Here is a 23,980-nt window from a genome sequence, read left to right as displayed (position 1 = left end):
AAATGCTGCTTTTCCTTTGACCGATGACGTACGATAAAAGGGTGAAGGAGGAGACGATCTATGCGTCGACGCCGACCGCTATTGCTTTTATGGATGGTCATGTTTTTAGTTATGTCAGGTTTTGGCATCATTATTCCGGTATTGCCTTTTCTTGCCGAAGATGTTGGCGCCACCTCGCTTGTGTTCGGGTTGTTAATGTTGGGTTCGTTCTATTGATTATTTAGCACATAGTTTTATGATAGAAAATCATGATGCTTGACGAATCGTCACTGGGATCCATTGCGTTTTGTCAGCTGTGTGAACGTTGAGAGATTTACGAAAGTCACCTCAAAACAGATCCTTTTCCAGTTGAGAAGCTTTGTACAAGCGTTTGTTAGTGAACTTTATCATGCCATGCAGAAATAATGTTCAGTGATGATTTAGCACATTGTTTTATGGATTAGGTCATTTGTCTCCGTTCGATCCCGCTCCATCAGAACCTAATATCGCCAACGAAACCTTCGCCAGTTTGACGAGAGAAAGCAACTGGGAAGAACGATGATAGGCAAATGCGAGTGGATTTGCTAATATGAAAGAAAGGCATTCGGAATACATCAAAACGCGATGTGTAGCTAAGGGGTTTGGAAAGATGAACGATCGACTCGTACAACTGCAAATCGAAGAACTCGAACGAAAGCTGCGGGCCTATGAGCGGTTGGTTGAAAAACTTCCATTTCCATTCGTGTTCACCGATTACGAAGCGGGAATTTCCATTGAAAAAAAGCGCGGCGAAACCCTACCGCGCCTTCGCTCCGTTCCTCCCTCCCCTGAAAGGGATGCCGAATGGCAATGGGACATCGATTTATATCAAGATGTACCGTTTGAAAAAGTGGAAGCCTTTTTGACGCCGTTGCTCGATCTTGTTCCACACCATATCGTCTTTGTCGACGCCCAAGGGGTCATTACGCTTTGCAATTTGCAGGCGGCTGTTGACACCGGCGTGGATCGCGACGCCATCATCGGCAAACATATTCGCGAGCTGCTGAAGCTCCCTGATGAGCTGATCGCGACGCTCGAATCGCTTGAAAAAGGCGAGCCGCTTTACAATTACGAAGTGCTCGACCGATTTTACGGCATCGTCAACACCCGTTTTATTTACAACGATGACGGATCTGTCAAACGAGTCATCAGTATGTTTCAGTCGCTCAATATGATGAAAGAAACAGAAAAGCTGGCGGTCGCCGGCCGCATCGCCGCCGGCATCGCCCATGAAATCCGCAATCCGCTGACGACGGTGCGCGGGTATTTGCAACTATTGAAAAGCGACTTGCCGGATCGCATCGCCTCGCTCGTGGAGCGGCTTTTAATTCCCGAGCTCGACCGGGCGAACGACATTATCACTGATTTTTTGAATATCGCCAAGCCGGCGGACGTCAAAATGGAGACGTTCAACTTGCACCGCTTTTTGCGCGACGATGTCGGCGTTCTATTGCAAAGCGAAGCGCTGTTGCATAACATTGACGTCCATTTTGACCTTGATGACGAGCTTGACGATTACGAAATGAACGGCGACCGCAGCCAGCTTTTGCAAGTGTTTTTAAACTTATTTCGCAACGCCGTGGAAGCAAAAGTAGCGAAAACGATGACGGTGTCGATCTGCAGCCGAAAAATCAACCATCTCGTTCAGCTTCGCTTCTGCGACGATGGGCCTGGCATTCCGCCGTCGGTCATCGACCATGTTTTCGATCCGTTTTTTTCAACGAAGGAAACGGGAACTGGGCTCGGCCTGTCATTATCAAAAAAAATCGTCGAACTGCATCGCGGGACGATGAAAGTGCAAAGCGACGCGAACGGCGCATGTTTTTTAATCGAATTTCCGCTTTGCAGCCAACCGCCGTTTCTTTCGTCATAAATCGCTTCCGAAGAGGGGGCCATCCCAGCTTCGGAATTGGGGAGATTGATGATTTAGAACAATGTGTCACTTTATCACAGAAAAGGAGGAGCCATTATGGCAACGACCGATTCGCCCAATGGCAAATGGCGGCGCCTGTTCGCCTTGTTTCTTCCCATTTTTATTTCGCAAACCGGCCAATACGCCATGAACTTTGTCGATGTCGCCATGTCCGGTCACGCAAGCCCCGAAGATCTTGCCGGCGTCGCGATCGGCTCAAGCCTATGGGTGCCAGTATTTACCGGCGTCGGCGGCATTTTGCTCGCCCTGTCCCCGATCGTCTCCCACCATTTCGGCGCCGGACAGCATGACTCGATCGCTCACACTGTCACCCAGGCGCTCTACTTGGCTGTCACGCTTGCTGTCGCCATTGTCCTGATCGGGGCCGCTGCCGTGCCGTTCATCTTGAAACAGATGTCTTTGGATGAAAACGTTCGGTATATCGCCTATGATTACTTGCGCGCCTTGTCGTTCGGGATCATCCCACTGTTCCTTTATTCCGTGCTCCGCTATTTCATCGACGCGCTCGGGCAAACGAAAGTGACAATGTGGATTACACTCACCGCCTTGCCGATCAATATGCTGTTCAACTGGTTGTTGATTTACGGGCATGGGGGATTTCCGCGCCTTGGCGGCATCGGCACTGGCTACGCGACGGCGATCACGTATGCGTACTGCTTCGCGGCCGCTGCCTTTGCCGCCTTGAAATTTCGCCGCTTGGCTCCATATCGCGTGCTCGTCCGTTTTTACCGTCCCTCATGGGCGGCATGGAAAGAGCTGCTGAAAACCGGGGTGCCGATCGGGTCGGCCATCTTTTTTGAAACGAGCATTTTTGCCGCCGTCACGTTGCTTGTCGGCCGGTTTGGAGCGGAAACAGTGGCCGCCCATCAAAGCGCCCTCAACTTCGCTTCACTGTTGTATATGATTCCGCTCAGCTTATCGATGGCGTTGACAATCGCGGTCGGTTTCGAGGCGGGAGCCAACCGTTATGAAGATGCGAAACAATATTGCTTGATCGGCATCACCCTCGCCTTGGCCGTCGCGGCGGCTGCCGCGCTGTTCCTGTTCGCCTTCCGCGGCCATATCGCCCGGCTGTATACAAACGATCCGGACGTGGCGGTGCTGACCGGGAAGTTTTTGTTGTATGCAATCTTTTTCCAGTTTTCCGACGCCATCGCCGCTCCCATTCAAGGGGCGCTGCGCGGCTATAAAGAGGTGAACGCCGTTTTTTGGGCCGCCCTTGTCGCTTATTGGGGCGTCGGGCTTCCGCTTGGTTGCGCGCTCGCGCTATGGACGAATGCTGAAGCGTTCGGCTATTGGATCGGCCTGATCGCCGGATTGGCAACGGGCGCACTGTTTCTCAGCTTTCGCCTGCGGGCCGTTTGGCGCAGACATGGCAGCGGGCGTGCGCCGCTCGCCTCATAAAGGCTCAACAAAAGGATGCCGGCATCTGCAACGGCATCCTCCTTTGCTATTTTCCGCTTTGTGGCGACGGCTGTCTTTTCATATAGGCGAGCACATCAAGATCAATCTTTCCATTTTCCAGTTCGCGCTCCTCAAAGTTTTCCGTATGTATATACGCCGTCAGCGCCTCATGAAGCGCCGTATTGTCCGCCGCGCGCTCTTTCGACAAATAACCGAGGCGGACCAACTGGGCGGCCACCTCTTCCTTGACGGCGCCTTCCATCGCCGCCACCTTTTCAGGATGAGGCTTCTCGAAATACAGCTGGCGCAATTGATACAAGCGAATAAGCTCCTCGATCGGCCGCGGGTGATCATCAACGCGCAAGTCGATATAACGGTCATTGTAGCCGCCATATCCCCCTCCTTCTTTCACGACAAGCAAAGCGGCTGACTGTTGCCCGCGTCGGTCGCCCCCCGCTACCTGACCAGCTTGAAGCGCCTTTAGCAATCGCTCGGCGAGCGGACCTTTTGTCTGCTCAAACGTCCTTCCCATTGCCCGCACCGTTTCCTCGCCAGCTAAAATATTGCCTTGGGCCGCATAGTTCGGCCCAGTGATGCCCCCAGCCCACGGGTAGCATTTTTCCCCTGTGAACGTCGCCGACCGTCCTTTCGCATCCACGATGCCGACTTGGCGCAAATCGCGCTCGCTGTCATCGGCAACGAGCAACTCAAGCGTTTCTTGCGCCGATTTCCCTTTCGCCATCCATTCTAGGCCGCGCGGTCCGTACGACGTATTGGCGTACGACTGCGTCGCCACCGCTCCGACACCCGCCTTGGCCCACGGCACAACCGCACCGACACCTAAAAATTTCGACTGGACAGCGATGCCAAGCTCTCCGGTCGTCGGGTCAAACGCCACGATCGAAAACGTCGCCACGAGATCTTTTGAAATCCGGGTCATGTTTTTCCCTCCATGCAGTTTCTCGCCTCTATTCTTCTCCTTCCCCCTTCTGTTCTCCTGCCTCTTTCATCATAAAAAAATGGCGGGGGCAGCCGCTCGCAAGCAGCCTCCCCCGCGCTGCCCATTACCTGCTTAGCACCATGTCGCCCCAACGATAATGAGCAAAATAAACAAGACGACGATCAACACGAAGCCGTAGCCGTAGCCGCCATAGCCCGGGTAGCCGAAGCCATAGCCGCCCCAGCCCCAGCCGCCATAAAAGCCGTATGGCATATTCGTCACCTCCTTGCTAGCAAGTAAGAGGCATTAGTACACCCAACCACCGACACATGCACATCCGACAATAATCAACAAGATGAACAGAACGACGATCAACGCGAACCCGCCGCCGTAAGCTGCACCCATTTGCCAGCACCTCCTTCGTTTTTGTACTAGTAGACTATTCAGAAGCCGAGGAAATGGTTAGATGTTTCAACAAAAATGGGTATTTGCCGCAACGATAAAAAAACGGTCCATCCGTGGACCGATGTTATGCTCCGAGGGAGCTTCGCTTCCATTTTTTCCGCCCTGGCGCTTGCTTGATTTGAACAGCGGAAAACAACATAAGCGCCGCCCAGATGCAGCTAAACGCATAAAAATGCGCTTTCGTAAACGGCTCGCCGAACAAAAAGACGCCAAGAAGAAGACTGATCGTCGGCGAAATGTATTGCAAAAAACCAAGTGTTGTCATCGACACACGCTTCGCTCCTTTGGCGAAATACAAAAGCGGCATGGCTGTCGCTGGCCCGGCTCCAGCCAACAGCGCCCATTGCCACCATTCGGCCGTCTTGACGAGGGCTGGCGTTTCGTTGTACACCCATAATAAGTAAACGGCTGAAAGCGGCATGACGGCCATTGTTTCAAGCGTCAAGCCAATGGACGAGTCAACGCTGGCTAGTTTTTTCACTAAGCCGTAAAACCCGAACGTCAACGCGAGCGATATGGCGACCCACGGAAATGCGCCATATTCCGCCGTCATCGCCGCCACGCCGGCGGCGGCAAGAAAAACAGCGGCCCACTGCCCAACGCTTAGCCGCTCGCGCAATACGATCGTCCCAAGCGCCACGCTGACAAGCGGGTTGATATAATAGCCAAGGCTCGTTTCAACGACATGATGATGATTCACCGCCCATATGTAGACAAACCAGTTGGCGCTGATGAGAACGGCAGCAGCGGCGATCCCCCATGCCGTGGCCGGCTTACAGCGCATCGCCCGAAGCTCCCGGCGAAAGGCGCCAAGCTGCCCAGTCGCTGCCAAAAGGATGGCCATAAACACGAACGACCAAACGATGCGGTGCGCCAAAATCTCAAGCGCCGGGCGCGCCTCTAGCAGCTTCCAGTAAAGCGGCAATACTCCCCACAGCAAGTACGAAACAGCCGTATACAAGATTCCTTGTTTTTCTTCGCTCCAATGCCCCACGTCGTCTTCTCCTTTTCTCTTGGATCATTTCTGTTCCATTATACCGCCGCCGCTTCACTTTATCCATCAAAACACTCACCCGCATCGCTCGACATAGTTGCCCAATGGCGAAGGGGCGCAGCTGAATATGAGCAACCGCCCCCTTCGCGGCCCGTTTGACCGCCGCCCTTTCTTATTTTTTCGCTCACCAAGCGACACAGGCACAGCCAACAATAATCAGTAAAATGAACAGGACGATGACAAGCGTATAACCGCTGTTGACAAAACCGCTCACGGCGGGCACCTCCTTCATCGGTTCACGGACCATCATATGCGCCCACCCGCCCAAACGGCTGGGCGAATGCCCAAATTTCTAAAGATTGGTGAAAAACCGCGTTTTCTTCAAAAAGATTGGTCCACGAACGCACGGAAGAGTCGTTGATCCATTGGCGAAAGCTCCTTGCTGGAGCGTTTTCTTCGTTACATCACCGACCTTCTAGAAAAACGCCTATTTTTCTTTCGCCCCCGTCTCTCCCCACCAACCTTTTCGCTTAAAATAGAGGGCGATGAGCACAGCAACGGCTGCCATGAGCAACAAAGCAAACGGGTAGCCGTATCTCCATTTCAGCTCTGGCATAAACGCAAAATTCATGCCGTATACACCGGCAATAAATGTCATCGGCAAAAAGATGACGCTCACCAATGTCAATGTCTTCATAATGACGTTCATATGATCTGATTTGAGCGACAGTTGCAAATCGAAAATGGCGGACAATGATTCCTTAAACGCGTCGAGCGCGGCGGGCACGCGAGAGAATCGCGACGCCACTTCCTCGATATACGGATTCGTGTCTTGGTTGATATACGGCAAATCAGCGTGGCGGATGATTTTGATCGCTTCTTCCTGCGCCTCGGCGATTTGGCGCAGCTCATGAAGATGTGTTTTCATCCGATAAATCTCGCGCCCGATTTCGTTGGCAAACGGGGTCGCAAACACTTGCCGTTCAAGCGTCTGAATGCGGTCAGCGATCTGATCGATGACTTGCAAAAAACGGATGGCGGCCAAGTCTAAAAAGTGATATAGCACATACCCGGGATACAGCGCCTGATCGCGATGGTTCAACAAACGTTCTTTCACGTGATCAATAAGCGGATCGTTTTCATCGATATAGCTGATCATATATTGGCTGCCGGCAAGCAAACGAACGTTCACTGTCCGGACGGACGATAAACAGCGATAAGAAGAAACATCCTTCGTATTCGTCAAACGCCGGAATGTCCGTCCCGTTCATCAGCCGCTGTTGGGCGAGAGGGTGAATGGAAAGCGAAGAAAGAAGCTGCTCCAAATCCGGCTTGGCGGCGGCGGTGAAATGAAGCCAACACGACTGGCTGCCTGCCGGCGCATGGCGTTTGTACGTTCCGTCAACCGTCAAACGAAAGTTCTGCTCGATCACCATAGACTGACGTCCTTTCCATGCAAACGATTTTAATTGTATTGTTTGCTGTTTGCTGCAAAACTACTCCTCTCCCGCCGCCAAAAACAAGCCAGCAGCAACGGTTTGGCCGCATCCGCTCCCTGTTGGCGACAAGCAACTTCTGCCGGTTGCAAAGCGTCACATCCCGACAAGTCATTCGCTGTCTAGGCGCCTCGCCGCGTCCGCCCGCCAATGCGCCCGAAGCCAGTCAGCGCACCGCTTCCGGTTCCACATGGACGTGCGTCGCCCGAATGTTATGCCGGTTTCGCATCAAACGCTCGACTTCATCGGCGATTTCATGGCTTTTTGCCACCGTCAAATGCGAGTCAACACGGATCGTCACTTCCAGCACAATGTCGTTGCCTAACATGCGCGCTTTAATGTCAGCGACATCGCGCACGCCGCTCACCGCCGCGATTTCGTCTTTATAAACAGCGAGCTGCCGTTCATCAAAACCGTCGGTGAGCGTATGCGCCGTCTCCATAAACACCTCCCACGCCGTCTTGCCAATCATCGCCCCGATCACAAGCGCCGCCAGCGGATCAAGCCATGGCCACCCAAGCAGCGCGCCGGCGATGCCCATGGCGGCGCCAATGCTCACCAGCGCATCCGATAAATTGTCTTTCGCCACGGCTGCCAGCGCCATGCTGTTCGTCCGCCGCGCCAGCCGGCGATTGATGGCATAAACGCCAATCATAACGGCCGCCGAGGCGAGCGCAACCACAGCCGCTAAAACGTCAGGAACCGCTGTCTTTTCCTTGCCAAACAGCGAGCGGACGCCGCTTGTGATCACGTCAATGCCAATGGACATCATCAAAAAAGCGGCCAACAGCGAGGAGATGTTCTCCGCCCTCGAATGTCCGTACGGGTGGTTGCAATCACGCGGTTTTTTCGCGATTTTCATGCCGATATAGACTGCCGAGGAAGCGATAATATCACTCAAATTATTCCAACCGTCCGCTTCCACCGCATCCGAGCCGAACACTGCCCCAGCCAACAGCTTGCCGGTCGAAAGGAGAAGATAGACGAAAATGCTCAGCAGTGCGCCCGCCTCGGCTCCTTGTTTTCTATCCACTTTCTTCACCAACCTAGCCATCTCATTTTTGCACGTATCAGTGTACCAGCTTAAAGCCGGTTGGGTCTACAGCAAGAAAATTTCCTTTTTTCATAAGAATAGGGACAAGCAAATTTTTTTGTCTAAAGGCAAAATCGAGCGCATTTGCGTATGATAAACCAAGTCGAAACAAAAAAAGGAGAGGAACAGATGTCTGCATATTTAGACTGGTTGGCGGACATGGGGATCGATGGCGCTCACCCAGGCGGTTTTGAGTTAACAAAACAAATCTTACGTAAACTTAAGATCGATCGTTCAACATCCGTGCTTGACGTCGGCTGCGGCACCGGACAGACGGCGGCTTATATCGCCGAACAGTACGGGGCCAACGTCACCGCCATCGACATCCACCCGACGATGATCGCCAAGGCGAAACAGCGTTTTGCCGCCAAGGCGGTCTCGGTCCGTTTGCATCGCGCCTCGGTCGAAGCGCTCCCGTTTCCCGCCGGGACGTTTGACCTCGCGCTTTCTGAATCGGTGCTTGCTTTCGTTTCATTGCCAAACGCGCTCGCCGAAATCCGCCGCATGCTCAAAAACGATGGCCTATTCGTCGGCATTGAAGCGTGTCATGAGCGGCTGAGCGCCGCTGAGCAAAAGCAAATCGCCGCCTTTTACGGCTTCCGTCAGCTAATGACACCAGCGGAGTGGAAAGAAGTGCTCGAACAAAGCGGCTTCCGCTGCCGCCAGTTTTCCTACGCGGCTGCAGCCGAAGCGCCAAGCCTTGGGGGCCCCATCGTCATCGCCCTTCCGCCGACACCGGAGATGGCAAGCATGTGGCAGATGCACCAACAGTTGACATCTCAATTCGGCGACCGTCTTGGCTATTGCGTCTTTTGCTGCGAACCATAGCTGGCAAGAAAAACGGCGTCCTCGACGAGGCGCCGTTTTCACACTTTTTTCACTACTTTGAAATATTCTTCAAGCGTCAAGCCGCGCTTTTTTATCACCGCGGCCGCCTTCCGCCCGACATAGCGGAGATGCCACGGCTCATACTTGTAGCCGGTCACCGCTTCCTTTCCTTTCGGGTAGCGGACGATGAATCCGTACTCGTGCGCATGGGCGGCCACCCATTGCCCTTCTTTTGTCGCCCCGAACGATTCGGTCAGCTGACAGCCGGCCGAGCGGCTGCTGATATCGACCGCCAGCCCTGTCTGATGCTCGCTCTGCCCTGGGTGAGCGACCGCTTGAACCGCTTTTTCCTTTCCTTTTTGCCGCACTTCTTCAGCAAAAATCGCCTGCTGCCGCTCGTATGAACGATAAGCGGACACGGCCACCAGCTCAATGCCATCGCGGCGTGCGGCGGCAAACATCTCCTCAAGCGCCGCGGCCGCTTCGGCCCGCATATGCCGTTTTTCCGCGTTCGGGTCAGCAAACGAAAACGGCACGCGCGGCACGACCAAGTCCGCCGGCTTATAGCCAGGCGGGAGCGACTGTTCTTTATTGACGAGCACCAAAATGTTGTCAGGGTTTTTGATCACTTTTTGTCCGTTTTGCACCTCGACGATGTTCCAATATTTCGCCTCAAGCTGCAAATCGGGATCGACGGGGCTCTCGCTCGTTTTCCCCTGTTGATGATCGCTTGGGTGCACCACGCTTTCCGGCGGCTGGCCAGACGGACCGGCCGCACCGTTGCTGCCGCTCTCCCCTGTTTGGCAGCCGGCGAGCAGCAGGCACACCAACATCGCCGCTTGCCATCGCTGGTTCATGTTCCTTCTCCTTTTCTGTTTTCCCGGGCCCAAGCGCCCGGCAGCCCAATCACGCGCCATTGCGGATCGCCGCTTCAAGGGCCACTTCAATCATCTCGTTAAACGTCATTTGCCGCTCCTCAGCCGTCGTTTCTTCTCCGGTGAGAATATGGTCGCTGACCGTCAGCACCGACAGCGCCCGGCAGCCGAATTTCGCCGCCAACGTATAAAGCGCCGCCGTTTCCATCTCGACAGCCAGTACGCCGTAACGCGCCCACGTTTCCCAATTCGGTTCATCATTGTAAAACATGTCGGCGGTGAACACATTGCCGACTTTTAGCGCCAGCCCTTTTTCCACACCTACTTCATACGCCGTCCGCAGCAGATGGAAATCGGCGGTTGGTGCATAATCGCGGCCGCGGAAAATGAGCCGGTTCATGTTCGAATCGGTCGACGCGCTCATCGCCAAAATAACATCGCGGACGCGCACATCCGGCTGGATCGCTCCGCACGTTCCGACGCGGATGAGCGTCTTTACGCCGTAGCTTTGGATCAGTTCGTTCACATAAATCGAAATGGACGGCACACCCATGCCGGTCCCTTGCACGGAAATGCGCTCCCCTTTATACGTCCCGGTAAATCCGAGCATGCCGCGCACTTCGTTGTAGCATACCGCTCCTTCTAGAAACGTTTCGGCAATGTATTTGGCGCGCAGCGGATCACCCGGCAGCAAAATGCGCTCCGCGATCTCCCCTGCCTTCGCTCCGATATGTACGCTCAATGGGATTCCTCCTTTGGTTTGAACGATCGTTGTCGGGCCATGCCCTCGTCTATCATATCATATGTTTGCGGAAAATGGCAGTCTTCCTTCGAGTAGCCGAGGCGACGAACGGGCATACTATGTGTGCCTGCCGGAGGAGAAAGGAGGGAAAGACCGATGAAAAAGAAACTCGAACAAGCGGTGGAATACGCCAACAAAACCAATCCATCGTCCAAATCAAACAATCAGCCGTCCACATCGAAAAAGGAAAAGACCAAATTCTAACATCATTCCAAAAGAAGTCTCCCACTTCGAAACGTGAAGGTGCACGAGCACCCGTCAATGTGGGAGATGAATTTTGGCCGGCAATCGCCGTCGGATCGAATCACATGTTGTTCAAACGGGCACCTTCGAAACGAAGAGAAGCGGAAAGGGTCCTTGTGCGGCTTGTCGTTTGGCACATATGCAAATCGCAGAAAGCCACCCCTATGCACTCGCGTAGGTGGGTGAGTCGTTTGCGGGGGAGCCGCTCTCTTTTATGATGTTTTGGATCGGCGGTAATCGCTGCGATGGCGGCGCGCCAAATAACGCTCATTGATATACAGCACCTTTTTGTCTTTGCTGCGCGTATATTTTTTCTCGCGCTCGCACCGCCTGTTGATGAGCCAACAAGAAAACAAATACAGCGGAAAGACGAGCTGCATCGCGCCGGCAAAGACATACCAAAAACCGTTGATATCGGCCAAATCGCGCAAGTACACGTCGATGCCGCTGAGCCGATAGTACATGTCAGCAACGATGGCAGCGATGATGACGACGTTGACCGCATGGAGAAGGGGCACGCTTCTCCAGCGGAACAAGAGTCGCTCAACTTGCCCTTTGACCCAAAGCAATGCCGCAATCGAGACGACGCACAAGAGCAGCGACAGCGCCAGTGCAGCCATCGTTTCGCCCCCTTCCCTCTTTTCTCCTGCGCCCGCCGCATTATGCCGCCTGCAAACATTTTCCGTCGATGAACCGCCGCCAGACCGCATACACTAACGACGACGACGGTTCAAGGAGGGAAAACGATGGGCAAAAAACACCGCAACCGCATTAACGGGCAGAAAAAGAACAACCATATTCCAAAAGAAGCATTGATCGCTGAAGATGAGGCGCATGCCAAAGAATATTCCGCCGCCGGCGGCCGGAAAAACGGTCCGGGCCATCACAACAATCCAGAATCGTGACAAACCGCAGAAACCCTTGTGCGATACAAGGGTTTCTATCGCGGTTCCGACGGCTCGGATTCGTCCCAAGCAAGCGTGACGACTTTTGTATATTCCCCGCGTTCAATTTCCTCTTTTGTCGCTCTTTCATTCAGTTCCTCATCGTCGTCGATGCCCGGGGCCACCGTCGGCATGTCGCGCCGCCGTTCGTCATGTTCCATCAAGTCCGCCCCCTTTCCTTTCTTATCCGTTCCCGAAACAAGGGGGCTTTATTCATATTATATCATCTCTAGCTCTTGCTGGCGACTATATTTTTGAATATTTCGTCAACGGATGAGCTGACGTTCCACTTGTTTCCATCCGTCTGGACAAAGGCGATAGTACGTCTGTCCTTTCCGCCCTTCATCGATCAGCACAACGTCCCCAGTCCGCATAAACCGAGCTTGACAGTTTTTCGGCATCAGATCGGCGACATTAAACATCCTATACAACACCGCCAGCACTTCATCATGTCCGGCCGCCGTCACCGTCATGCGGCACACTTGCCGGTAGCCTTTCGTTTCCCCAAAGCGCGGTGTTTGAAAAACGACCGCCTCATATGCACGTTTTGTCATCCACATCTGTTTCCTCCATAAACGAACCATTGTTTTCCTCTCCCTTCTCCCAATAAATCGGCCCTCCGCGTCCCATACTATGGTTGATGTCGAATTCGATCGCGAATCGTCTTCGAAGCTGAGAAAAACGTGTATTGTACTTATTTGGTGATTTGGCGTGTCGATTCCTTCAGCAAACGAGCACTCCTTTTGTCGAAACGATCGCGGTCTTCTGACAAAAGTCCACAAATGATGCAAAGGAGAGACAGCCTGATGCCGACTCGTCCGTTCGCTTGGCTGCGCCATCCGCTTCAGTATGCCTACCGCTCCTTTTTGTACCGCCATCCGATCCGCCTCGCCGATGACGGCCTGCTTCGCCGGATGGCCGCCCGCACAACTGTCCCGACTGACGGACCGCTCAGCGCGGAAGAAACGAGCATTGTTGCCGCCATTCGCCGGAAAACGGCGGAACATAACCGCAACAACGTGACGCGCACCGCCGCCTACTTGGCGTTTTTTGAGCGCCACCAGGAAATTCATTGGGCGTTTTTAGCCCATCTCGTCTCGCGCAACGGCGGTTGGAACATGACTGATTTGCGCGGCGGCCTTCTTCCGTTTTTGCTGCCGGAACAAATCATTGCACCCCTTTTTTTGTTTTTGGAGCGCGCCAATGCCCTCATTTTTCATGACGCCTATCCGCAGCTTCTGCTGTACGAAGAAAGCAAACGGAGGGAGACGCCGCTGTTTCATTTGTTGCCGGCGCTAGCGGTGTCTTCGTTTATGAAGCCGATGTGGGAACATTTTTGGGAAACGGGGAATGCCGCGCTTCTTACGGTTGCTCTGATCATCAACGAGCAGCAGTACATCCAGCTTCGCGTCATCGAACATCCGTTTTTCCGCACCCGCGTGCTGACAAGCTGGCCGTTTATTGTCGAGCAATGGCTCGGGTTCAACGATGTGCTCATCCCATATGCCAAAGGCCGCCGCGTAGCGCTTGCCGGAACGACCGTGCGCGATTTCGCCGACGTCCACCACCGCATCCATATAGGCAAAACGCTGTACAGTCTGCTGCTGTTTGACGCCCGGCTGTTTCGCGGCGCCTGCCGCTTTGCCCGCTGCGTCCCCCACAGCGGCTCACGCGCCGACTTCTGGCCGCAGTCGTTCACTGAAACGCCCGATGGGCGCCGCCTTTACAGCCCCCGCCTTGAGGCGGCTTGGCCGGATCTTGCGCACCCGTTCCACGATCATCGCGATTGGTTCATCGATGAGGCGATCATGCAGGCGCTTGAAACGCTCCCGCTTCCGGCCTCGGGCGACATGACCAACCGCTACGATCGGCATTTGGCCATGATGAAAACAGCCGCCATCGCGGCGGCCAAATCAACTTCATCATAAAACGACGAGGACTACTCCCCATCGATGTCAATCTCTTCATCGATGATGCATTTTTCAAGCAAATAGTCAAACGTAATATCCGCGAGCTCCTCAAGCTCCTCTTGCGTTGGCACAAAACCGCGGCGGATGAGTTCTTGGTAAAAAAACTCAGCGATTTCTTCCGTATCGATAATCACTTCAATTTCCTTCACCGCATCTCGCCCCCTTTGTAATGTTGTATGTCGCCGCCTTCCGTTTTATGTCAAAAATCATGTTGTACTATTTTTTCGGTCTCTCCCATACATATGTACCAACAAAACAAAAAACACGGAGGCGGGCAAAATGGACAAACTCACTGCGATCGATAAAATGATGGAAACAGTTGTCAATGGATTGGGCGCGATCGTCATTTTCGCCGGCATTCCTTATTTTCTTTTTATTCTTTATCAATTTCTATCCTGGTGATCGGCGATTGTCCGCAAACGTTTTACAACTGTTTCCATCATCCGTTGATACTGTTCATCGCCGAACCATTCATATAACGCTTTGTAATCGTTGTACATGTCAAGCAGCTCGTCGACCGACGGCCCTTTCTCTCCGCTGTCGGCCGGCGGCAATAGAAGCGACGCTTTCACCGGCGCGGCGATGACGATATCTTGCACGAGCGTGACGGACGTCTCCTCTCCGTCGGCAAGCGGAATGATGTCTTCCAGATGGACTTCAATCTCCCAACCATCCGTCAGCCGTTTCAATTCGTAAATCGTCTCTTCCCATCCTTCCCCGTAGTAGCGGTAAATTTCTGTCCGCACCCCGACAATTTTGAACAAATGGCCGCCATAATCGCGGACGCGGACAATTTCGCCGAGAAAAAACGGCAGCTCGATTTCAATCTCTTCCGCGATCCATAAATCACCCGCAAACTCAGACAATAAAATGAGCGCTTGCTCAGCAAACAAGCTATGGCCATGGTTGATCTCGTATAAAAACGTACCGTCAATCTGCTGAATATCGGTGATCGTTCCGACCGTTCCGTACAATGTATTGACGACGATGTCGCCGACGGAAAATTTCGGGCGTTTCGGCGCGCTCATTGGCATCTCCACCCTTTGGAACAAATGGTTAGTATAGTATATGCATGCAGAGAAGGGTGGACACCTGCAACCGCGCGGAAAAAGCTATTTGAAAGCGCTCCCAATTTATGAAATAGGAACGCTTCCCTAGTTACGCTTCATGCAAAAATTGCTCCCATAATTCATCAAACACAACCATGCTTTCCAAATAGTCACCGTTAAGCTCCAAATAGCCGCTCAGTTCTTCATAGTCCGTCGACCCTTTTGGAAAGCTGTGGTCTTCATACGCTCCATTCGCAAACCGGACGACCGGATCTTCCTGGTGTCCATGGCGGAAGCGCAGCAAGTAACGGTAGAATGACTTTGCCATGTCCCCCATCCTCTTCCTTTCCTTTTGTTGCTATTATAATGAGCTTTTGGCTGTTTGTGAAGCCTTTTTTCGCCGCTTGTATTCCCATCGTACGCGTCGGGTTGGCTTTTCATGCCAAAAAAGCGCGTCAAACGGCGCAATAGGGGTTCAATCCACTTTCTCGTCAGAGCATAGGCAGGCCAAGTCCACCGTCTTATCATGCGCTCCGCTTCTCGCCAAGGCTTTTGCGATGCGCCATCGTGGCGTCCCATCTGAAACCGCATGGGGCCTCCCATGCCTCCCGCTTCGCCAGGTCTTGTCCTCGGTGAGCGCACATTAAGAAAAGCGCAAAGCGCCCCAATTTCGCCTAAAGACAGCCCGCATCCTGCGGGCAACGGCGAAATGTCGCCATCCTTGGCTCCGCGAAGAGCGCACAAGCCCCACCGAGGAGGCTCAGGGGCTGACCCAAAAACGTCATTCTTCTCAAACGAAATACAACATATTGCGCATGATTCATTGTTTCGTGGCGATATATGGTGATGAGCAAGGGTGTCCCGATCCTTTTGGGACACCCCCTTGCGTGGGATATTTCTAAAGAAGCAAACTCAGTGTGTCGCCGCCGAAAGAAGGGGCGGAGCGCATCACACCGATGGTGCTTGAAGCTAGACAGCTCCCTAACCAATCGCAAAACTTTATATCTTAACAAAAAGCCGCCATCTTCTGGCGGCATCGTTCATGATACGACTCCGGCTTGCGGAACCGGGGCAAATTCGACTTCAAACCCAAGGTCCTCAAGCATTTGATAATCGGCTGACTTTTCTTGCCCGGCGGTCGTCAAATAATCGCCGACAAAAATCGAGTTGGCGGCATACAGGCCAAGCGGCTGAAGTGACCGCAAATTCACTTCTCGCCCGCCGGCGATGCGGATTTCTTTGGTTGGATTCATATAGCGAAAAAGGGCCAGCACCTTCAAACAGTAACGCGGGTTTAATTCGTTTGTGCCGGCCAGCGGCGTGCCGTCGATCGCATGCAAAAAGTTGACTGGAATGGAATCGGCGTCAAGCGCCCGCAAACTGCGCGCCATATCGACGACATCCCGCTTCGTTTCTTTCATGCCGATGATGACGCCGGAACAAGGCGAAAGGCCGGCTTCTTTCACCGTTTCCACCGTCCGCACCCGATCGTCGTATGTATGGGACGTCGTAATGTTCGGATGATGCTGCTTCGACGTGTTGATGTTATGATTGTAGCGATCCACCCCCGCCTCTTTCAGCCGCGCCGCCTGCTCCGGCTTTAAGATCCCAAGGCAGGCGCACACTTTCAGCCCGAACCGCTCTTTAATTTCCTTGACCGCGGACACAACGGTGTCGATCTCTTTATCGCTCGGTCCGCGGCCGCTGGCGACGATGCAGTACGTCCCGATGCGCAAACGGTGTGCTTCTTCCGCGCCGCGCAACAACGTCTCTTTGTCGACCATTTTATACGTTTTCACCGGCGCCGTCGATACGGCGGACTGCGAACAGTAGCCGCAGTTTTCCGGACAGAGGCCAGATTTGGCGTTGATGATCATGTTCAGCTTCACTTTGTTTCCATAATAGGCGGAGCGAATCCGGTACGCCCCTTGCAGCAAAAGGAGCAGCTCCTCGTCCGGACAATCCAATATCGCCAATGCTTCCTCATCGGTCAGCTCGTGGCCTCCCAACACTTGCTCAGCCAACACCAGCCAGTTTGCCATCTCTCCTCTCCCCTTTCCATATCATTACATTCATCGTAACGGACCAGCTGCATATTTGTCAACTATATTTTCATTTCAGTTTACTTTTTAATCCGTCCCAGGCAGACAGCAAAAAAACAGGCCCTCGTTTGAAGGGGCCTGCCCTCAATTTCTCACCTAATGCGTTAATTTCCCGACGATGTCGCGGGCGATCCAAACGCCGCAGGCGCTCGCCTGAGCGAGGCCGCGCGTAATGCCGGCGCCGTCGCCGCCAACATACAGCCCGGCGATTTCGGTTTCAAAGCGGTCGTTCAGTTTCGGGCGCGCCGAATAAAACTTCGCTTCCACCCCATAAAAGAGCGTATGCTCAGAGGCAAGCCCCGGAGTGACGTGGTTGAGCGCCTCCGTCATTTCGATCAAGCTTTTCATCGTGTTGTACGGCAAAACGAGGCCTAAATCGCCCGGCACCGCTTCTTTTAGCGTCGGTTCGATGAACCCTTCTTTGATCCGCTTTTCCGTCGATCGCCGTCCTTTTAAAATGTCGCCATATTTTTGCACGATGATGCCGCCGTTGGACAAAGCGTTCGCCAGCCGGGAAATTTCATGGGCGTATTCGTTCGGCTTGTCAAACGGATCGGAAAACTTATGTGAAACAAGCAGGGCAAAGTTCGTGTTGTTGCTGCCAAGCTTAGGATCTTTGTACGCATGGCCGTTGGCGAGCATGATGCCGGAATGGTTTTCGACGACGACATGTCCGGACGGGTTGCTGCAAAACGTGCGCACTTGCGTCCCGACCGACGTGTTGAAAATGAATTTTCCTTCATACAGATGTTCGTTAATCTCTTGCATGACAATGTTCGATGTTTCCACGCGCACTCCGATGTCGACTTGGTTATTGATCATCCGCAGCCGGCGTTTGCGCAAAACTTTGCTCAGCCAAACCGAGCCATCGCGCCCCGGAGCGATGACGACTTTTTCCGCTGTCAACGTTTCGCCGTTTTTCAGCACAACGCCTTTCACTCGATGGCCGCTCTCCGTCCGCTCGGTCACGATATCATCGACTTCCGTTGTAAAGCGCATCGCAATCCGCTCGTGCAAATATTCAAAAATGCTTTTCAAAATTTCCAAGTTTTGCTCTGTGCCCAAATGACGGACGTATGCGCGCAACAGCTTCAACCCGGCCGCATAGGCGCGCCGTTCGATCTCTTTCACTTTGTCCGTCATCGGGTCGGTGATCGATGTCGTCGCTCCGTGCTTCAAGTTGATCTCATCGACATAGCGGATAAGCTCAAGTACGGTCGAAGCCGGCAAATAGTCGGTCATCCAGCCGCCGAATTCGCTCGTGATATTGAATTTGCCGTCCGAATACGCCCCCGCTCCGCCGAATCCATTCGTGATCGAACAAGCCGGCACGCACCCGGCATAGTCTTTTTTGCCGGCCGGCGGCGGGCACTTTTCAATTTTTTTTTGCAAAATCGGACAATTGCGTTTATATATATCGTGCCCTTTATCGATCAAGAGCACGTTCGCTCCAGGGAGTTTGAGCGTCAGTTCGTAGCAAGTGAAAATGCCGGCCGGTCCGGCGCCGACCACGATCACATCGTAATGATTGTTCACGATCCATCCCCCATTTCTCATGTTCCATTCGGAAGTATACGGAACATTGGGCCGTTCGTCAAGGAAAAACACGAACTTTATTACCTGATATAACAAAAAATGTTCGATATAATAGAGAGTTGTATAAAGCACAAAAAATTGGTATGGTGGTAGAGAATGAATAGCGGGGAGGGAAAGGGATGCGCTTTTTCGTGAAACATTTTCTGAACGGCATGCTGACGATCGTGCCCATTTTACTCGCCGTCTATGTGTGCTACAAAGTGTTCACCGTTTTGGATGGGCTGCTTGGCCAATACGTCCGTCCGTATTTGGATGGCCGCTACATTCCCGGCCTAGGCCTATTGGCGACCGTGGCGCTCATTACCGTCTGCGGTTGGCTGTCGACGCAATACGTAAGCGGCCGCCTCATTCGGCTGATCGACCGGTTGCTTGAAAGCATTCCCTTGATGAAAACGGTTTATTCCGTCGCCAAAGATACAATCGCTTCCTTCGTCGGGGAAAAACGATCGTTTTCGCAAGTCGTGCTCGTCACGGTGCCGGAAAGCGGCTGGAAATGCCTCGGCTTCATGACAATGGATGATGTCGGCGCTTGGCATGATCCTCTCGCCGACTACGTCGCCGTCTATATCCCGCAGGCGTTTCAAGTCGCCGGGCTCACCCTGCTCGTTCCGAAAGAGCAAGTGGAAGTCGTCGACATCTCGCCGGAAGAGGCGATGAAATTCATCCTCTCCGGCGGTGTGGCCGTCCGAAAGCAAAAGCGGCTGCCCCAATGACAGGGCAGCCGTTCGCATGGCCATCCAAAACACGCCTGGCCGTCAAAAGTAGCGCTTTTTCCAAAAGATGTACGCCGTCGCCGCTGACAGTGAACCGGCGAGCGCCATCGCGATCAAAAAGGCGTACGGAGAGTGTTGGTACGGAATCGGTACGTTCATGCCGTAGAAACTCGCCACCATCGTCGGCAGCGAAATGACGATCGTAATGGCCGTCAAAAACTTCATCACAATGTTTAAATTGTTTGAGATGACCGAAGCGAACGCGTCCATCATGCCGCTTAAAATGCTGCTGTACACTTCCGCCATTTCAATCGCCTGCTTGTTTTCAATAATGACGTCCTGCAGCAAATCCTGGTCATCTTCGTACATGCGCAAATAGTTGAGGCGCATGAGCCGCTCCATGACGATGTTGTTCGCCTTCAGCGACGTCATGAAATACACTAAGCTTTTTTCCATGCTGAGAAGCGAAAACAGCTCCTTGTTTTTCATCGATTGGTGCAATTCCTTTTCGATTTCGCTCGTCCGCCGGTTGATTTGCTTCAAGTAGCGCAAATAATACGTGGAAATCATGTACAGCATCTGCAACGCAAACCGCGTCTTCATAAACGTGTAAAAGTTTTTGATTTTGTTTTTGGAGAATTCTTCGAAAATCGGATTCTCCTGCAAGCAAACCGTAATAAAGCACGTGTTCGTAATGATCATGCCGATCGGAATCGTTTCGTAAATCGGGCCGTCTACTTCATCATGAGCGACAATCGGAATGTCGACGATAATGAGCACATGGTTGTCTTCCTTTTCGACGCGCGATCGCTCCTCGTCGTCCAACGCGTCTTTGATCGAATCGATCGGAATGTCCAAATGGTGGGCGATGTAGCGAATTTCGTCTTCCGTCGGGGCGACGAGATTGATCCAGCAGCCATTTTCAATATGATCGATTTCGCGCATTTTGCCGCTGGCATCGGACAAATACATTTTCATCATCTGGCATCCTTCCTCCTTTTCACGCGAGGAAGGCGGCGCCTCTTCCTTTCCATCCGGAGCCCGTTTTCGTATGATGAGCAGCCGGCAAGAAAAGGAACAGGCCGCGTTCCCCGCTATATTCCGGTTCCGGTTCGTTCGGGCTTGAACTACTCATATACGAAAACGCCACTCCTTTCGAAAAAGATGTCCCTCAAGTAATGATAGCGCGGACCGGCCCATTTGTATAGTAGGTGTCATAAAAAAAGCAGCCTACTGGCTACTTTATTCACAAAACAGCGCGATGTTCAACCATCGCCCGCTCGATTCGGCGTTTTTATTCGCTCGATGGCGTCGTGTTGAAAAAATCAGGCGCTTGTTTGTCAACTGGCCGACGGTTGGAACGGCGCGGGCGTTGTTCTTTCTTTTCGCCCATCACCCCATCCGATTCATAGCTTGGCGCAAACGGCCGCTTCTTGCTCACTCTCTTCACCCCCTCACTTTTACTGTTCGCCGTCGGCCGGCATTTTACTCGAGTCAGTCAAGGCTAGGTTAATCTATTTTTTGGAAATTGTTTCATCCTCAAATTGTCAGCCAATGTTCACACAATCGTTTTACCGGCGCCGTCCATTCACTTATAATAAACAAGTGAGGAGGGGAAGCCATGAACATTGTGATCACCAAAAAAGCGTTCGATTGGTACAAGCGAGAGCTCGGGCTGAAGCCGGGCGATGCGATCCGCTTTTTTGTCCGCTATGGGGGATGCAGCACGGTGCAAAAAGGGTTCTCGCTTGGCGTGAGCAAAGAAGAGTCCGCGGATGAACCCGCAGCGCAGACGACGGTGGACGGCATCACCTTTTTTGTGGAAGAGGGTGACCAATGGTATTTCGACGGCGGCAATTTAACGGTTGATCTGGATGAAAAAAGCGACGAGCCGGTGTTTCTGCTTCATTAAATCTGCGGCCGGCGCTGTTAAAGCGTTCGTCAACCGGTTCGCGATAAAGGAAAAAGCTAGCGTCAGAGCTAGCTTTTTCGAATGATGGCGATCGTACAGCGGGAGATGCAGACGAGCTCCCCTTGCTCGTTCGTGATGCGCACGTCCCACACCATCGTCGTCCGCCCGCGGTGCAGCACCGTGCCCGTTGCCGTCACCGTCCCGCTGCGGACGGAGCGGACATGGTTGGCATTAATCTCCAATCCTACAACATTTTCCTTATGTAGATCAACAAGCGCATATGCGCCGATGCTTGCAACGGTCTCAGCGAGTGCGACTGAGGCGCCGCCATGCAACAGCCCGGCCGGTTGGTGCGTGCGCCAGTCGACCGGCATCGTCGCGACGACGCGGCCTTCTCCAATCTCAACAATTTCGATGCCGAGCGTATCGATCAACGTATGTTTCGCCATTTCCTTCACAACGGCTAAATCGATCATCATTCCTTCTTCCCCCGTTTCGTGAATCGTTCCAACTCAAAAAGCCGTCCTTCCTGTTGCAAAATGCGTGTTTGCGTCTCACCGAGCAAATCGAAATGCGGAAACTCACCGCGCCGGTCGATCCACTCTTCCTTCAGCCCGTACTGCCGCCCCCAAGCGGCGAGTTTTTCGACATCGGCGCAGCCGACTTTCGTCACTGTCGTGCAATGCGGAAACCGTTCGTCGTACCAATAGTGGGTCAAAAAGGCGATTTCACCGCGCTTCACTTTCTCTTTCCATGCCGCGAGCTCATGTCGGCGGATGCCAAACGCCATCGCACCGCTCCCCTTTACCGCTTCGCCCGCACATATGCTTCATGCCAGTCAGGAAAATATTTGCGGATCACGATCGGCCGAAACGTGTCGCGCTTGACGCAAACGTGCTGCGACTTTCCGATCACCGCCACCTCGCCATCCGGGGCGAGAATCTCGTAGCCGTACGTGACACGGATGCCGTCATAGGCGTCAACCCACGTGCGAACGATCGCCGTTTCCCCATAACGGAGCGGCTTTTTGTACGACACTTGCAAATCGACAACGGGTGAAATGATACCTTCTTTCTCCATGTCAGCATAATGAAAGCCGAGCTGTTTGATCAATTCCGTGCGCCCGACCTCCATCCAAACTAAATAGTTCGCGTGGTAGACGACGCCCATTTGGTCTGTTTCCGCATAACGCACTTCAATTTGTTTTTCTGCCACTTTCACGTTCGTTCTCCCTCCATTTTTTTCCGGGCCTCCTCTTCTATGTTACCATTCGCCCGTCGGCTCACTCAAGCGGTAGACAAAAAAACGAAGCCGCCCCCGCATGAGGGCTGCTTCGTTTACTGGTAGCCGTGTTCCCGTGCAGCTGCTTCGTCTTTAATTTCCGCGCGCATCGCAGCGATCGCTTCTTCGCGGCGGCGGTTTTTCGCACGAATCTTCTCCTGTTCCTCCGGCGACGCAAACTGCATCGTTTCCTCGGCTTTTTCGATATTTTCAATGGTATTTTGCACCATTTCTTGCAGCTTTTCTACATTGTCGCTGCGGTCATCCGGTTTCGGACGCGGCATATAGGCTTCCTCCTTCACAAGAGTTTCCGGCTATTCGCCCTTCGTTTGGATGACTTGGGCGTGCTGGCCGGACTGGTCTTGCATTTGTTTGCCCTTGTTTCCTCCTGCGGCGCGAGGCTGTGTGCCGATATGGTTCGGCACGAAATGTTTGCGGCTTCCTTTCGGATTGCTCATCGTCTTCGCCTCCTCGCCATCTAGTCTGTCCACCCGGAGAACCGCTATGCATGGGTCATTCTGCTTTTTTGAGCATCCGCTCTTCCAGCTTTTTCTCGATTTTTTCGAGCGCTTCCCGGTCGTTCAGCAACTGCCGTTTGTTCTCGCTGATCAGTTCTTGGAGAGTCATTTTGCGGAATCGTCTCATCGCTTCAACCTCCCCTCACTTTTATTGTAATCTTATTCATGCCCAAAAAAGATAAAAATTATGACAACTTTTTGAAAAATAACGAACCGCAAAGAAAGCGCCTTTCGCTGCAGCCATCTGCTCAACGAAAAAGCGCTGTTTCCTGCTCGAGCCGCTTCGTCGTCACCGGGCCGACAATTTTTCGCCGAATGACGCCGTTTGGATCGATAATATACGTCGTTGGAATCGTTTGAATTCGATATTGACGAAGCGCTTCGCCGCGCACATCGAGGCCGACTGGAAAAACGAGCCTGTTCGCTTTCGCAAACCGCGCAGCGTTGTCCAACGTATCTTGCGTCGTCAAATGGACGGCAAGGAGCGCAACTTCGCGGCCATGCCGCTCGTAAAACTCGGCAAGCTCCGGCATTTCCTTTTTGCACGGCGGGCACCATGACGTCCAAAAGTTGAGGACGACCGCTTTGCCGCGCAGCGCCGACAGCTTGACCGACTGACCCCCCAGTGCCGGCAAGGTCAAGTCAGGAGCCGTCTGGCCCACTTCCGGACCGGCTCCGTTTGCTTCACTCGGTTTGTCAGCCGCCATCACATTCCAAAGGCCATAGCCGGCGACAGCCAAGAACAAAAGAACGACTAGCCATTTCCGCACATTGTCCCCTCCCTACCGGCGCCTCCCGCCGCTC

Annotated in this window: 33 protein-coding genes and 2 pseudogenes; 9 read left to right on the top strand and 26 right to left on the bottom strand. The window is 53.2% G+C overall.

What is annotated here, in order from left to right:
- Positions 1–60: 60 nt before the first annotated feature.
- The 3 genes and pseudogenes from LG52_RS19685 to LG52_RS06090 all read left to right on the top strand — a co-directional run.
- Positions 61–198, top strand: a pseudogene (locus LG52_RS19685) (tetracycline resistance MFS efflux pump); the annotation flags it as partial.
- A gap of 430 nt (positions 199–628) precedes the next feature.
- Positions 629–1,891, top strand: coding sequence for a two-component system sensor histidine kinase NtrB (locus LG52_RS06095; protein ID WP_044731279.1), 1,263 nt, complete (start codon positions 629–631; stop codon positions 1,889–1,891).
- 96 nt (positions 1,892–1,987) lie between these two features.
- Positions 1,988–3,355 (top strand): MATE family efflux transporter, encoded by a 1,368-nt coding sequence (locus LG52_RS06090; RefSeq protein WP_044731278.1) that lies wholly within the window; start codon positions 1,988–1,990, stop codon positions 3,353–3,355.
- A 46-nt stretch (positions 3,356–3,401) separates the two neighbouring features.
- Here LG52_RS06090 and LG52_RS06085 read toward each other — a convergent pair whose 3' ends face one another.
- The 7 genes and pseudogenes from LG52_RS06085 to LG52_RS06070 all read right to left on the bottom strand — a co-directional run bounded on the left by LG52_RS06085 (position 3,402) and on the right by LG52_RS06070 (position 8,304).
- A complete protein-coding gene (locus LG52_RS06085) occupies positions 3,402–4,295 on the bottom strand; it encodes a DUF1028 domain-containing protein (RefSeq protein ID WP_044731277.1) in 894 nt (297 codons plus the stop codon).
- A 132-nt stretch (positions 4,296–4,427) separates the two neighbouring features.
- Entirely contained in the window at positions 4,428–4,568 is a 141-nt protein-coding gene (locus tag LG52_RS18805) for a YjcZ family sporulation protein (protein WP_011231082.1), read from the bottom strand.
- A 33-nt stretch (positions 4,569–4,601) separates the two neighbouring features.
- On the bottom strand, positions 4,602–4,700 hold the full coding sequence (locus tag LG52_RS18800) for a YjcZ family sporulation protein (RefSeq protein WP_013145429.1): 99 nt from the start codon (positions 4,698–4,700) through the stop codon (positions 4,602–4,604).
- Between the two features lie 124 nt (positions 4,701–4,824).
- The gene (rarD, locus tag LG52_RS06080; protein WP_044731276.1) at positions 4,825–5,754 is read right to left on the bottom strand and encodes an EamA family transporter RarD; all 930 of its coding nucleotides are present in this window, start codon (positions 5,752–5,754) and stop codon (positions 4,825–4,827) included.
- A gap of 184 nt (positions 5,755–5,938) precedes the next feature.
- On the bottom strand, positions 5,939–6,028 hold the full coding sequence (locus LG52_RS18795) for a YjcZ family sporulation protein (RefSeq protein WP_231584425.1): 90 nt from the start codon (positions 6,026–6,028) through the stop codon (positions 5,939–5,941).
- Between the two features lie 213 nt (positions 6,029–6,241).
- Positions 6,242–7,190: pseudogene (gene corA / locus LG52_RS06075) on the bottom strand (magnesium/cobalt transporter CorA).
- A 226-nt stretch (positions 7,191–7,416) separates the two neighbouring features.
- Positions 7,417–8,304, bottom strand: coding sequence for a cation diffusion facilitator family transporter (locus LG52_RS06070; RefSeq protein WP_044731275.1), 888 nt, complete (start codon positions 8,302–8,304; stop codon positions 7,417–7,419).
- A gap of 168 nt (positions 8,305–8,472) precedes the next feature.
- Here LG52_RS06070 and LG52_RS06065 point away from each other — a divergent pair, with 168 nt between their 5' ends.
- Complete coding sequence (locus LG52_RS06065; protein WP_044731274.1) at positions 8,473–9,171, top strand: class I SAM-dependent methyltransferase; 699 nt, start codon at positions 8,473–8,475, stop codon at positions 9,169–9,171.
- A 38-nt stretch (positions 9,172–9,209) separates the two neighbouring features.
- Here the strand turns inward: LG52_RS06065 and LG52_RS06060 are convergent, their stop codons facing one another.
- The 3 genes from LG52_RS06060 to LG52_RS06050 form a co-directional block, all read right to left on the bottom strand.
- The gene (locus tag LG52_RS06060; RefSeq protein WP_044731273.1) at positions 9,210–10,028 is read right to left on the bottom strand and encodes a M15 family metallopeptidase; all 819 of its coding nucleotides are present in this window, start codon (positions 10,026–10,028) and stop codon (positions 9,210–9,212) included.
- A 49-nt stretch (positions 10,029–10,077) separates the two neighbouring features.
- On the bottom strand, positions 10,078–10,788 hold the full coding sequence (gene deoD / locus LG52_RS06055) for a purine-nucleoside phosphorylase (RefSeq protein WP_013145436.1): 711 nt from the start codon (positions 10,786–10,788) through the stop codon (positions 10,078–10,080).
- Between the two features lie 515 nt (positions 10,789–11,303).
- Positions 11,304–11,711 (bottom strand): hypothetical protein, encoded by a 408-nt coding sequence (locus tag LG52_RS06050; protein ID WP_044731272.1) that lies wholly within the window; start codon positions 11,709–11,711, stop codon positions 11,304–11,306.
- 126 nt (positions 11,712–11,837) lie between these two features.
- On the opposite strand from LG52_RS06050, the gene LG52_RS20115 reads away from it, so the two are divergent.
- Positions 11,838–11,996 carry a hypothetical protein gene (locus tag LG52_RS20115; protein ID WP_197071937.1) on the top strand — a complete coding sequence of 53 codons (159 nt, stop codon included), beginning with the start codon at positions 11,838–11,840 and terminating at the stop codon, positions 11,994–11,996.
- 35 nt (positions 11,997–12,031) lie between these two features.
- Here the strand turns inward: LG52_RS20115 and LG52_RS20110 are convergent, their stop codons facing one another.
- Both LG52_RS20110 and LG52_RS06045 read right to left on the bottom strand, forming a co-directional pair.
- Positions 12,032–12,196, bottom strand: a complete 165-nt coding sequence (locus tag LG52_RS20110; RefSeq protein WP_011231072.1) for a hypothetical protein — start codon at positions 12,194–12,196, stop codon at positions 12,032–12,034.
- A gap of 105 nt (positions 12,197–12,301) precedes the next feature.
- Positions 12,302–12,619, bottom strand: a complete 318-nt coding sequence (locus LG52_RS06045; protein ID WP_044731271.1) for a hypothetical protein — start codon at positions 12,617–12,619, stop codon at positions 12,302–12,304.
- Positions 12,620–12,841: 222 nt separating this feature from the next.
- Between LG52_RS06045 and LG52_RS06040 the strand changes: the two genes are divergently transcribed.
- Entirely contained in the window at positions 12,842–13,963 is a 1,122-nt protein-coding gene (locus LG52_RS06040; RefSeq protein ID WP_044731270.1) for a DUF2515 domain-containing protein, read from the top strand.
- Between the two features lie 11 nt (positions 13,964–13,974).
- Here LG52_RS06040 and LG52_RS06035 read toward each other — a convergent pair whose 3' ends face one another.
- A complete protein-coding gene (locus LG52_RS06035) occupies positions 13,975–14,154 on the bottom strand; it encodes a YozD family protein (RefSeq protein WP_011231069.1) in 180 nt (59 codons plus the stop codon).
- Positions 14,155–14,284: 130 nt separating this feature from the next.
- Between LG52_RS06035 and LG52_RS20775 the strand changes: the two genes are divergently transcribed.
- Positions 14,285–14,407: a hypothetical protein gene (locus LG52_RS20775; RefSeq protein WP_268892789.1), complete on the top strand. Its 123-nt coding sequence runs from the start codon at positions 14,285–14,287 to the stop codon at positions 14,405–14,407.
- Here LG52_RS20775 and LG52_RS06030 read toward each other — a convergent pair.
- The 4 genes from LG52_RS06030 to LG52_RS06015 all read right to left on the bottom strand — a co-directional run bounded on the left by LG52_RS06030 (position 14,389) and on the right by LG52_RS06015 (position 18,692).
- Complete coding sequence (locus LG52_RS06030; RefSeq protein ID WP_044731269.1) at positions 14,389–15,033, bottom strand: hypothetical protein; 645 nt, start codon at positions 15,031–15,033, stop codon at positions 14,389–14,391. The genes LG52_RS20775 and LG52_RS06030 overlap by 19 nt on opposite strands.
- Before the next feature lie 130 nt (positions 15,034–15,163).
- On the bottom strand, positions 15,164–15,382 hold the full coding sequence (locus tag LG52_RS06025) for a YozE family protein (RefSeq protein ID WP_011231067.1): 219 nt from the start codon (positions 15,380–15,382) through the stop codon (positions 15,164–15,166).
- Between the two features lie 712 nt (positions 15,383–16,094).
- Positions 16,095–17,096, bottom strand: a complete 1,002-nt coding sequence (gene bioB / locus LG52_RS06020; protein ID WP_044731268.1) for a biotin synthase BioB — start codon at positions 17,094–17,096, stop codon at positions 16,095–16,097.
- A gap of 156 nt (positions 17,097–17,252) precedes the next feature.
- The gene (locus LG52_RS06015; RefSeq protein ID WP_044731267.1) at positions 17,253–18,692 is read right to left on the bottom strand and encodes an NAD(P)/FAD-dependent oxidoreductase; all 1,440 of its coding nucleotides are present in this window, start codon (positions 18,690–18,692) and stop codon (positions 17,253–17,255) included.
- Positions 18,693–18,871: 179 nt separating this feature from the next.
- Here LG52_RS06015 and LG52_RS06010 point away from each other — a divergent pair, with 179 nt between their 5' ends.
- Positions 18,872–19,465, top strand: coding sequence for a DUF502 domain-containing protein (locus tag LG52_RS06010; protein ID WP_044731266.1), 594 nt, complete (start codon positions 18,872–18,874; stop codon positions 19,463–19,465).
- 42 nt (positions 19,466–19,507) lie between these two features.
- On the opposite strand, the gene LG52_RS06005 is transcribed toward LG52_RS06010, so the two are convergent.
- Together LG52_RS06005 and LG52_RS20105 are read right to left on the bottom strand one after the other, a co-directional pair.
- Complete coding sequence (locus LG52_RS06005) at positions 19,508–20,446, bottom strand: magnesium transporter CorA family protein (protein ID WP_013145444.1); 939 nt, start codon at positions 20,444–20,446, stop codon at positions 19,508–19,510.
- Between the two features lie 313 nt (positions 20,447–20,759).
- Positions 20,760–20,906, bottom strand: coding sequence for a hypothetical protein (locus LG52_RS20105; protein ID WP_197071936.1), 147 nt, complete (start codon positions 20,904–20,906; stop codon positions 20,760–20,762).
- Between the two features lie 180 nt (positions 20,907–21,086).
- Between LG52_RS20105 and LG52_RS06000 the strand changes: the two genes are divergently transcribed.
- A complete protein-coding gene (locus LG52_RS06000; RefSeq protein ID WP_044731265.1) occupies positions 21,087–21,377 on the top strand; it encodes a HesB/YadR/YfhF family protein in 291 nt (96 codons plus the stop codon).
- 68 nt (positions 21,378–21,445) lie between these two features.
- Here the strand turns inward: LG52_RS06000 and LG52_RS05995 are convergent, their stop codons facing one another.
- The 7 genes from LG52_RS05995 to LG52_RS05970 form a co-directional block, all read right to left on the bottom strand.
- Positions 21,446–21,853 (bottom strand): PaaI family thioesterase, encoded by a 408-nt coding sequence (locus tag LG52_RS05995; protein ID WP_044733122.1) that lies wholly within the window; start codon positions 21,851–21,853, stop codon positions 21,446–21,448.
- Entirely contained in the window at positions 21,853–22,167 is a 315-nt protein-coding gene (locus LG52_RS05990; protein ID WP_011231059.1) for a hypothetical protein, read from the bottom strand. The genes LG52_RS05995 and LG52_RS05990 overlap by 1 nt, the downstream gene beginning before the upstream one ends.
- Positions 22,168–22,181: 14 nt before the next feature.
- On the bottom strand, positions 22,182–22,598 hold the full coding sequence (locus LG52_RS05985) for an acyl-CoA thioesterase (RefSeq protein ID WP_044731264.1): 417 nt from the start codon (positions 22,596–22,598) through the stop codon (positions 22,182–22,184).
- Between the two features lie 116 nt (positions 22,599–22,714).
- Positions 22,715–22,942, bottom strand: a complete 228-nt coding sequence (tlp, locus tag LG52_RS05980) for a small acid-soluble spore protein Tlp (protein WP_013145449.1) — start codon at positions 22,940–22,942, stop codon at positions 22,715–22,717.
- Between the two features lie 30 nt (positions 22,943–22,972).
- Positions 22,973–23,116, bottom strand: coding sequence for an acid-soluble spore protein N (locus tag LG52_RS05975; RefSeq protein ID WP_011231056.1), 144 nt, complete (start codon positions 23,114–23,116; stop codon positions 22,973–22,975).
- A gap of 55 nt (positions 23,117–23,171) precedes the next feature.
- A complete protein-coding gene (locus LG52_RS18790) occupies positions 23,172–23,303 on the bottom strand; it encodes an FbpB family small basic protein (RefSeq protein WP_075261660.1) in 132 nt (43 codons plus the stop codon).
- A 121-nt stretch (positions 23,304–23,424) separates the two neighbouring features.
- Positions 23,425–23,946, bottom strand: a complete 522-nt coding sequence (locus LG52_RS05970) for a TlpA family protein disulfide reductase (protein WP_044731263.1) — start codon at positions 23,944–23,946, stop codon at positions 23,425–23,427.
- Between the last annotated feature and the right edge of the window lie 34 nt (positions 23,947–23,980).

The organism is Geobacillus kaustophilus (assembly GCF_000948285.1).
In the GTDB taxonomy this organism is placed as follows: domain Bacteria; phylum Bacillota; class Bacilli; order Bacillales; family Anoxybacillaceae; genus Geobacillus; species Geobacillus thermoleovorans_A.
This window is presented reverse-complemented; position numbering and strand designations above follow the sequence as displayed.

Excerpts from the sequence above, each read along its gene's own strand:
- LG52_RS06095 (WP_044731279.1), top strand. The coding sequence starts at position 629 with ATGAACGATCGACTCGTACAACTGCAAATCGAAGAACTCGAACGAAAG.
- LG52_RS05975 (WP_011231056.1), bottom strand. The coding sequence starts at position 23,116 with ATGAGCAATCCGAAAGGAAGCCGCAAACATTTCGTGCCGAACCATATC.
- tlp (WP_013145449.1), bottom strand. The coding sequence starts at position 22,942 with ATGCCGCGTCCGAAACCGGATGACCGCAGCGACAATGTAGAAAAGCTG.
- LG52_RS05990 (WP_011231059.1), bottom strand. The coding sequence starts at position 22,167 with ATGGCGTTTGGCATCCGCCGACATGAGCTCGCGGCATGGAAAGAGAAA.
- LG52_RS05995 (WP_044733122.1), bottom strand. The coding sequence starts at position 21,853 with ATGATCGATTTAGCCGTTGTGAAGGAAATGGCGAAACATACGTTGATC.
- LG52_RS06040 (WP_044731270.1), top strand. The coding sequence starts at position 12,842 with ATGCCGACTCGTCCGTTCGCTTGGCTGCGCCATCCGCTTCAGTATGCC.
- LG52_RS06060 (WP_044731273.1), bottom strand. The coding sequence starts at position 10,028 with ATGAACCAGCGATGGCAAGCGGCGATGTTGGTGTGCCTGCTGCTCGCC.
- LG52_RS06010 (WP_044731266.1), top strand. The coding sequence starts at position 18,872 with ATGCGCTTTTTCGTGAAACATTTTCTGAACGGCATGCTGACGATCGTG.
- LG52_RS18805 (WP_011231082.1), bottom strand. The coding sequence starts at position 4,568 with ATGCCATACGGCTTTTATGGCGGCTGGGGCTGGGGCGGCTATGGCTTC.
- LG52_RS06025 (WP_011231067.1), bottom strand. The coding sequence starts at position 15,382 with ATGGCAAAGTCATTCTACCGTTACTTGCTGCGCTTCCGCCATGGACAC.
- LG52_RS06005 (WP_013145444.1), bottom strand. The coding sequence starts at position 20,446 with ATGATGAAAATGTATTTGTCCGATGCCAGCGGCAAAATGCGCGAAATC.
- LG52_RS06085 (WP_044731277.1), bottom strand. The coding sequence starts at position 4,295 with ATGACCCGGATTTCAAAAGATCTCGTGGCGACGTTTTCGATCGTGGCG.
- bioB (WP_044731268.1), bottom strand. The coding sequence starts at position 17,096 with ATGGCAAACTGGCTGGTGTTGGCTGAGCAAGTGTTGGGAGGCCACGAG.
- LG52_RS06070 (WP_044731275.1), bottom strand. The coding sequence starts at position 8,304 with ATGGCTAGGTTGGTGAAGAAAGTGGATAGAAAACAAGGAGCCGAGGCG.
- LG52_RS06090 (WP_044731278.1), top strand. The coding sequence starts at position 1,988 with ATGGCAACGACCGATTCGCCCAATGGCAAATGGCGGCGCCTGTTCGCC.
- LG52_RS06000 (WP_044731265.1), top strand. The coding sequence starts at position 21,087 with ATGAACATTGTGATCACCAAAAAAGCGTTCGATTGGTACAAGCGAGAG.
- LG52_RS06065 (WP_044731274.1), top strand. The coding sequence starts at position 8,473 with ATGTCTGCATATTTAGACTGGTTGGCGGACATGGGGATCGATGGCGCT.
- LG52_RS18790 (WP_075261660.1), bottom strand. The coding sequence starts at position 23,303 with ATGAGACGATTCCGCAAAATGACTCTCCAAGAACTGATCAGCGAGAAC.
- LG52_RS06050 (WP_044731272.1), bottom strand. The coding sequence starts at position 11,711 with ATGGCTGCACTGGCGCTGTCGCTGCTCTTGTGCGTCGTCTCGATTGCG.
- LG52_RS20110 (WP_011231072.1), bottom strand. The coding sequence starts at position 12,196 with ATGGAACATGACGAACGGCGGCGCGACATGCCGACGGTGGCCCCGGGC.
- LG52_RS06030 (WP_044731269.1), bottom strand. The coding sequence starts at position 15,033 with ATGAGCGCGCCGAAACGCCCGAAATTTTCCGTCGGCGACATCGTCGTC.
- LG52_RS18800 (WP_013145429.1), bottom strand. The coding sequence starts at position 4,700 with ATGGGTGCAGCTTACGGCGGCGGGTTCGCGTTGATCGTCGTTCTGTTC.
- LG52_RS20115 (WP_197071937.1), top strand. The coding sequence starts at position 11,838 with ATGGGCAAAAAACACCGCAACCGCATTAACGGGCAGAAAAAGAACAAC.
- LG52_RS20775 (WP_268892789.1), top strand. The coding sequence starts at position 14,285 with ATGGACAAACTCACTGCGATCGATAAAATGATGGAAACAGTTGTCAAT.
- LG52_RS06045 (WP_044731271.1), bottom strand. The coding sequence starts at position 12,619 with ATGGTTCGTTTATGGAGGAAACAGATGTGGATGACAAAACGTGCATAT.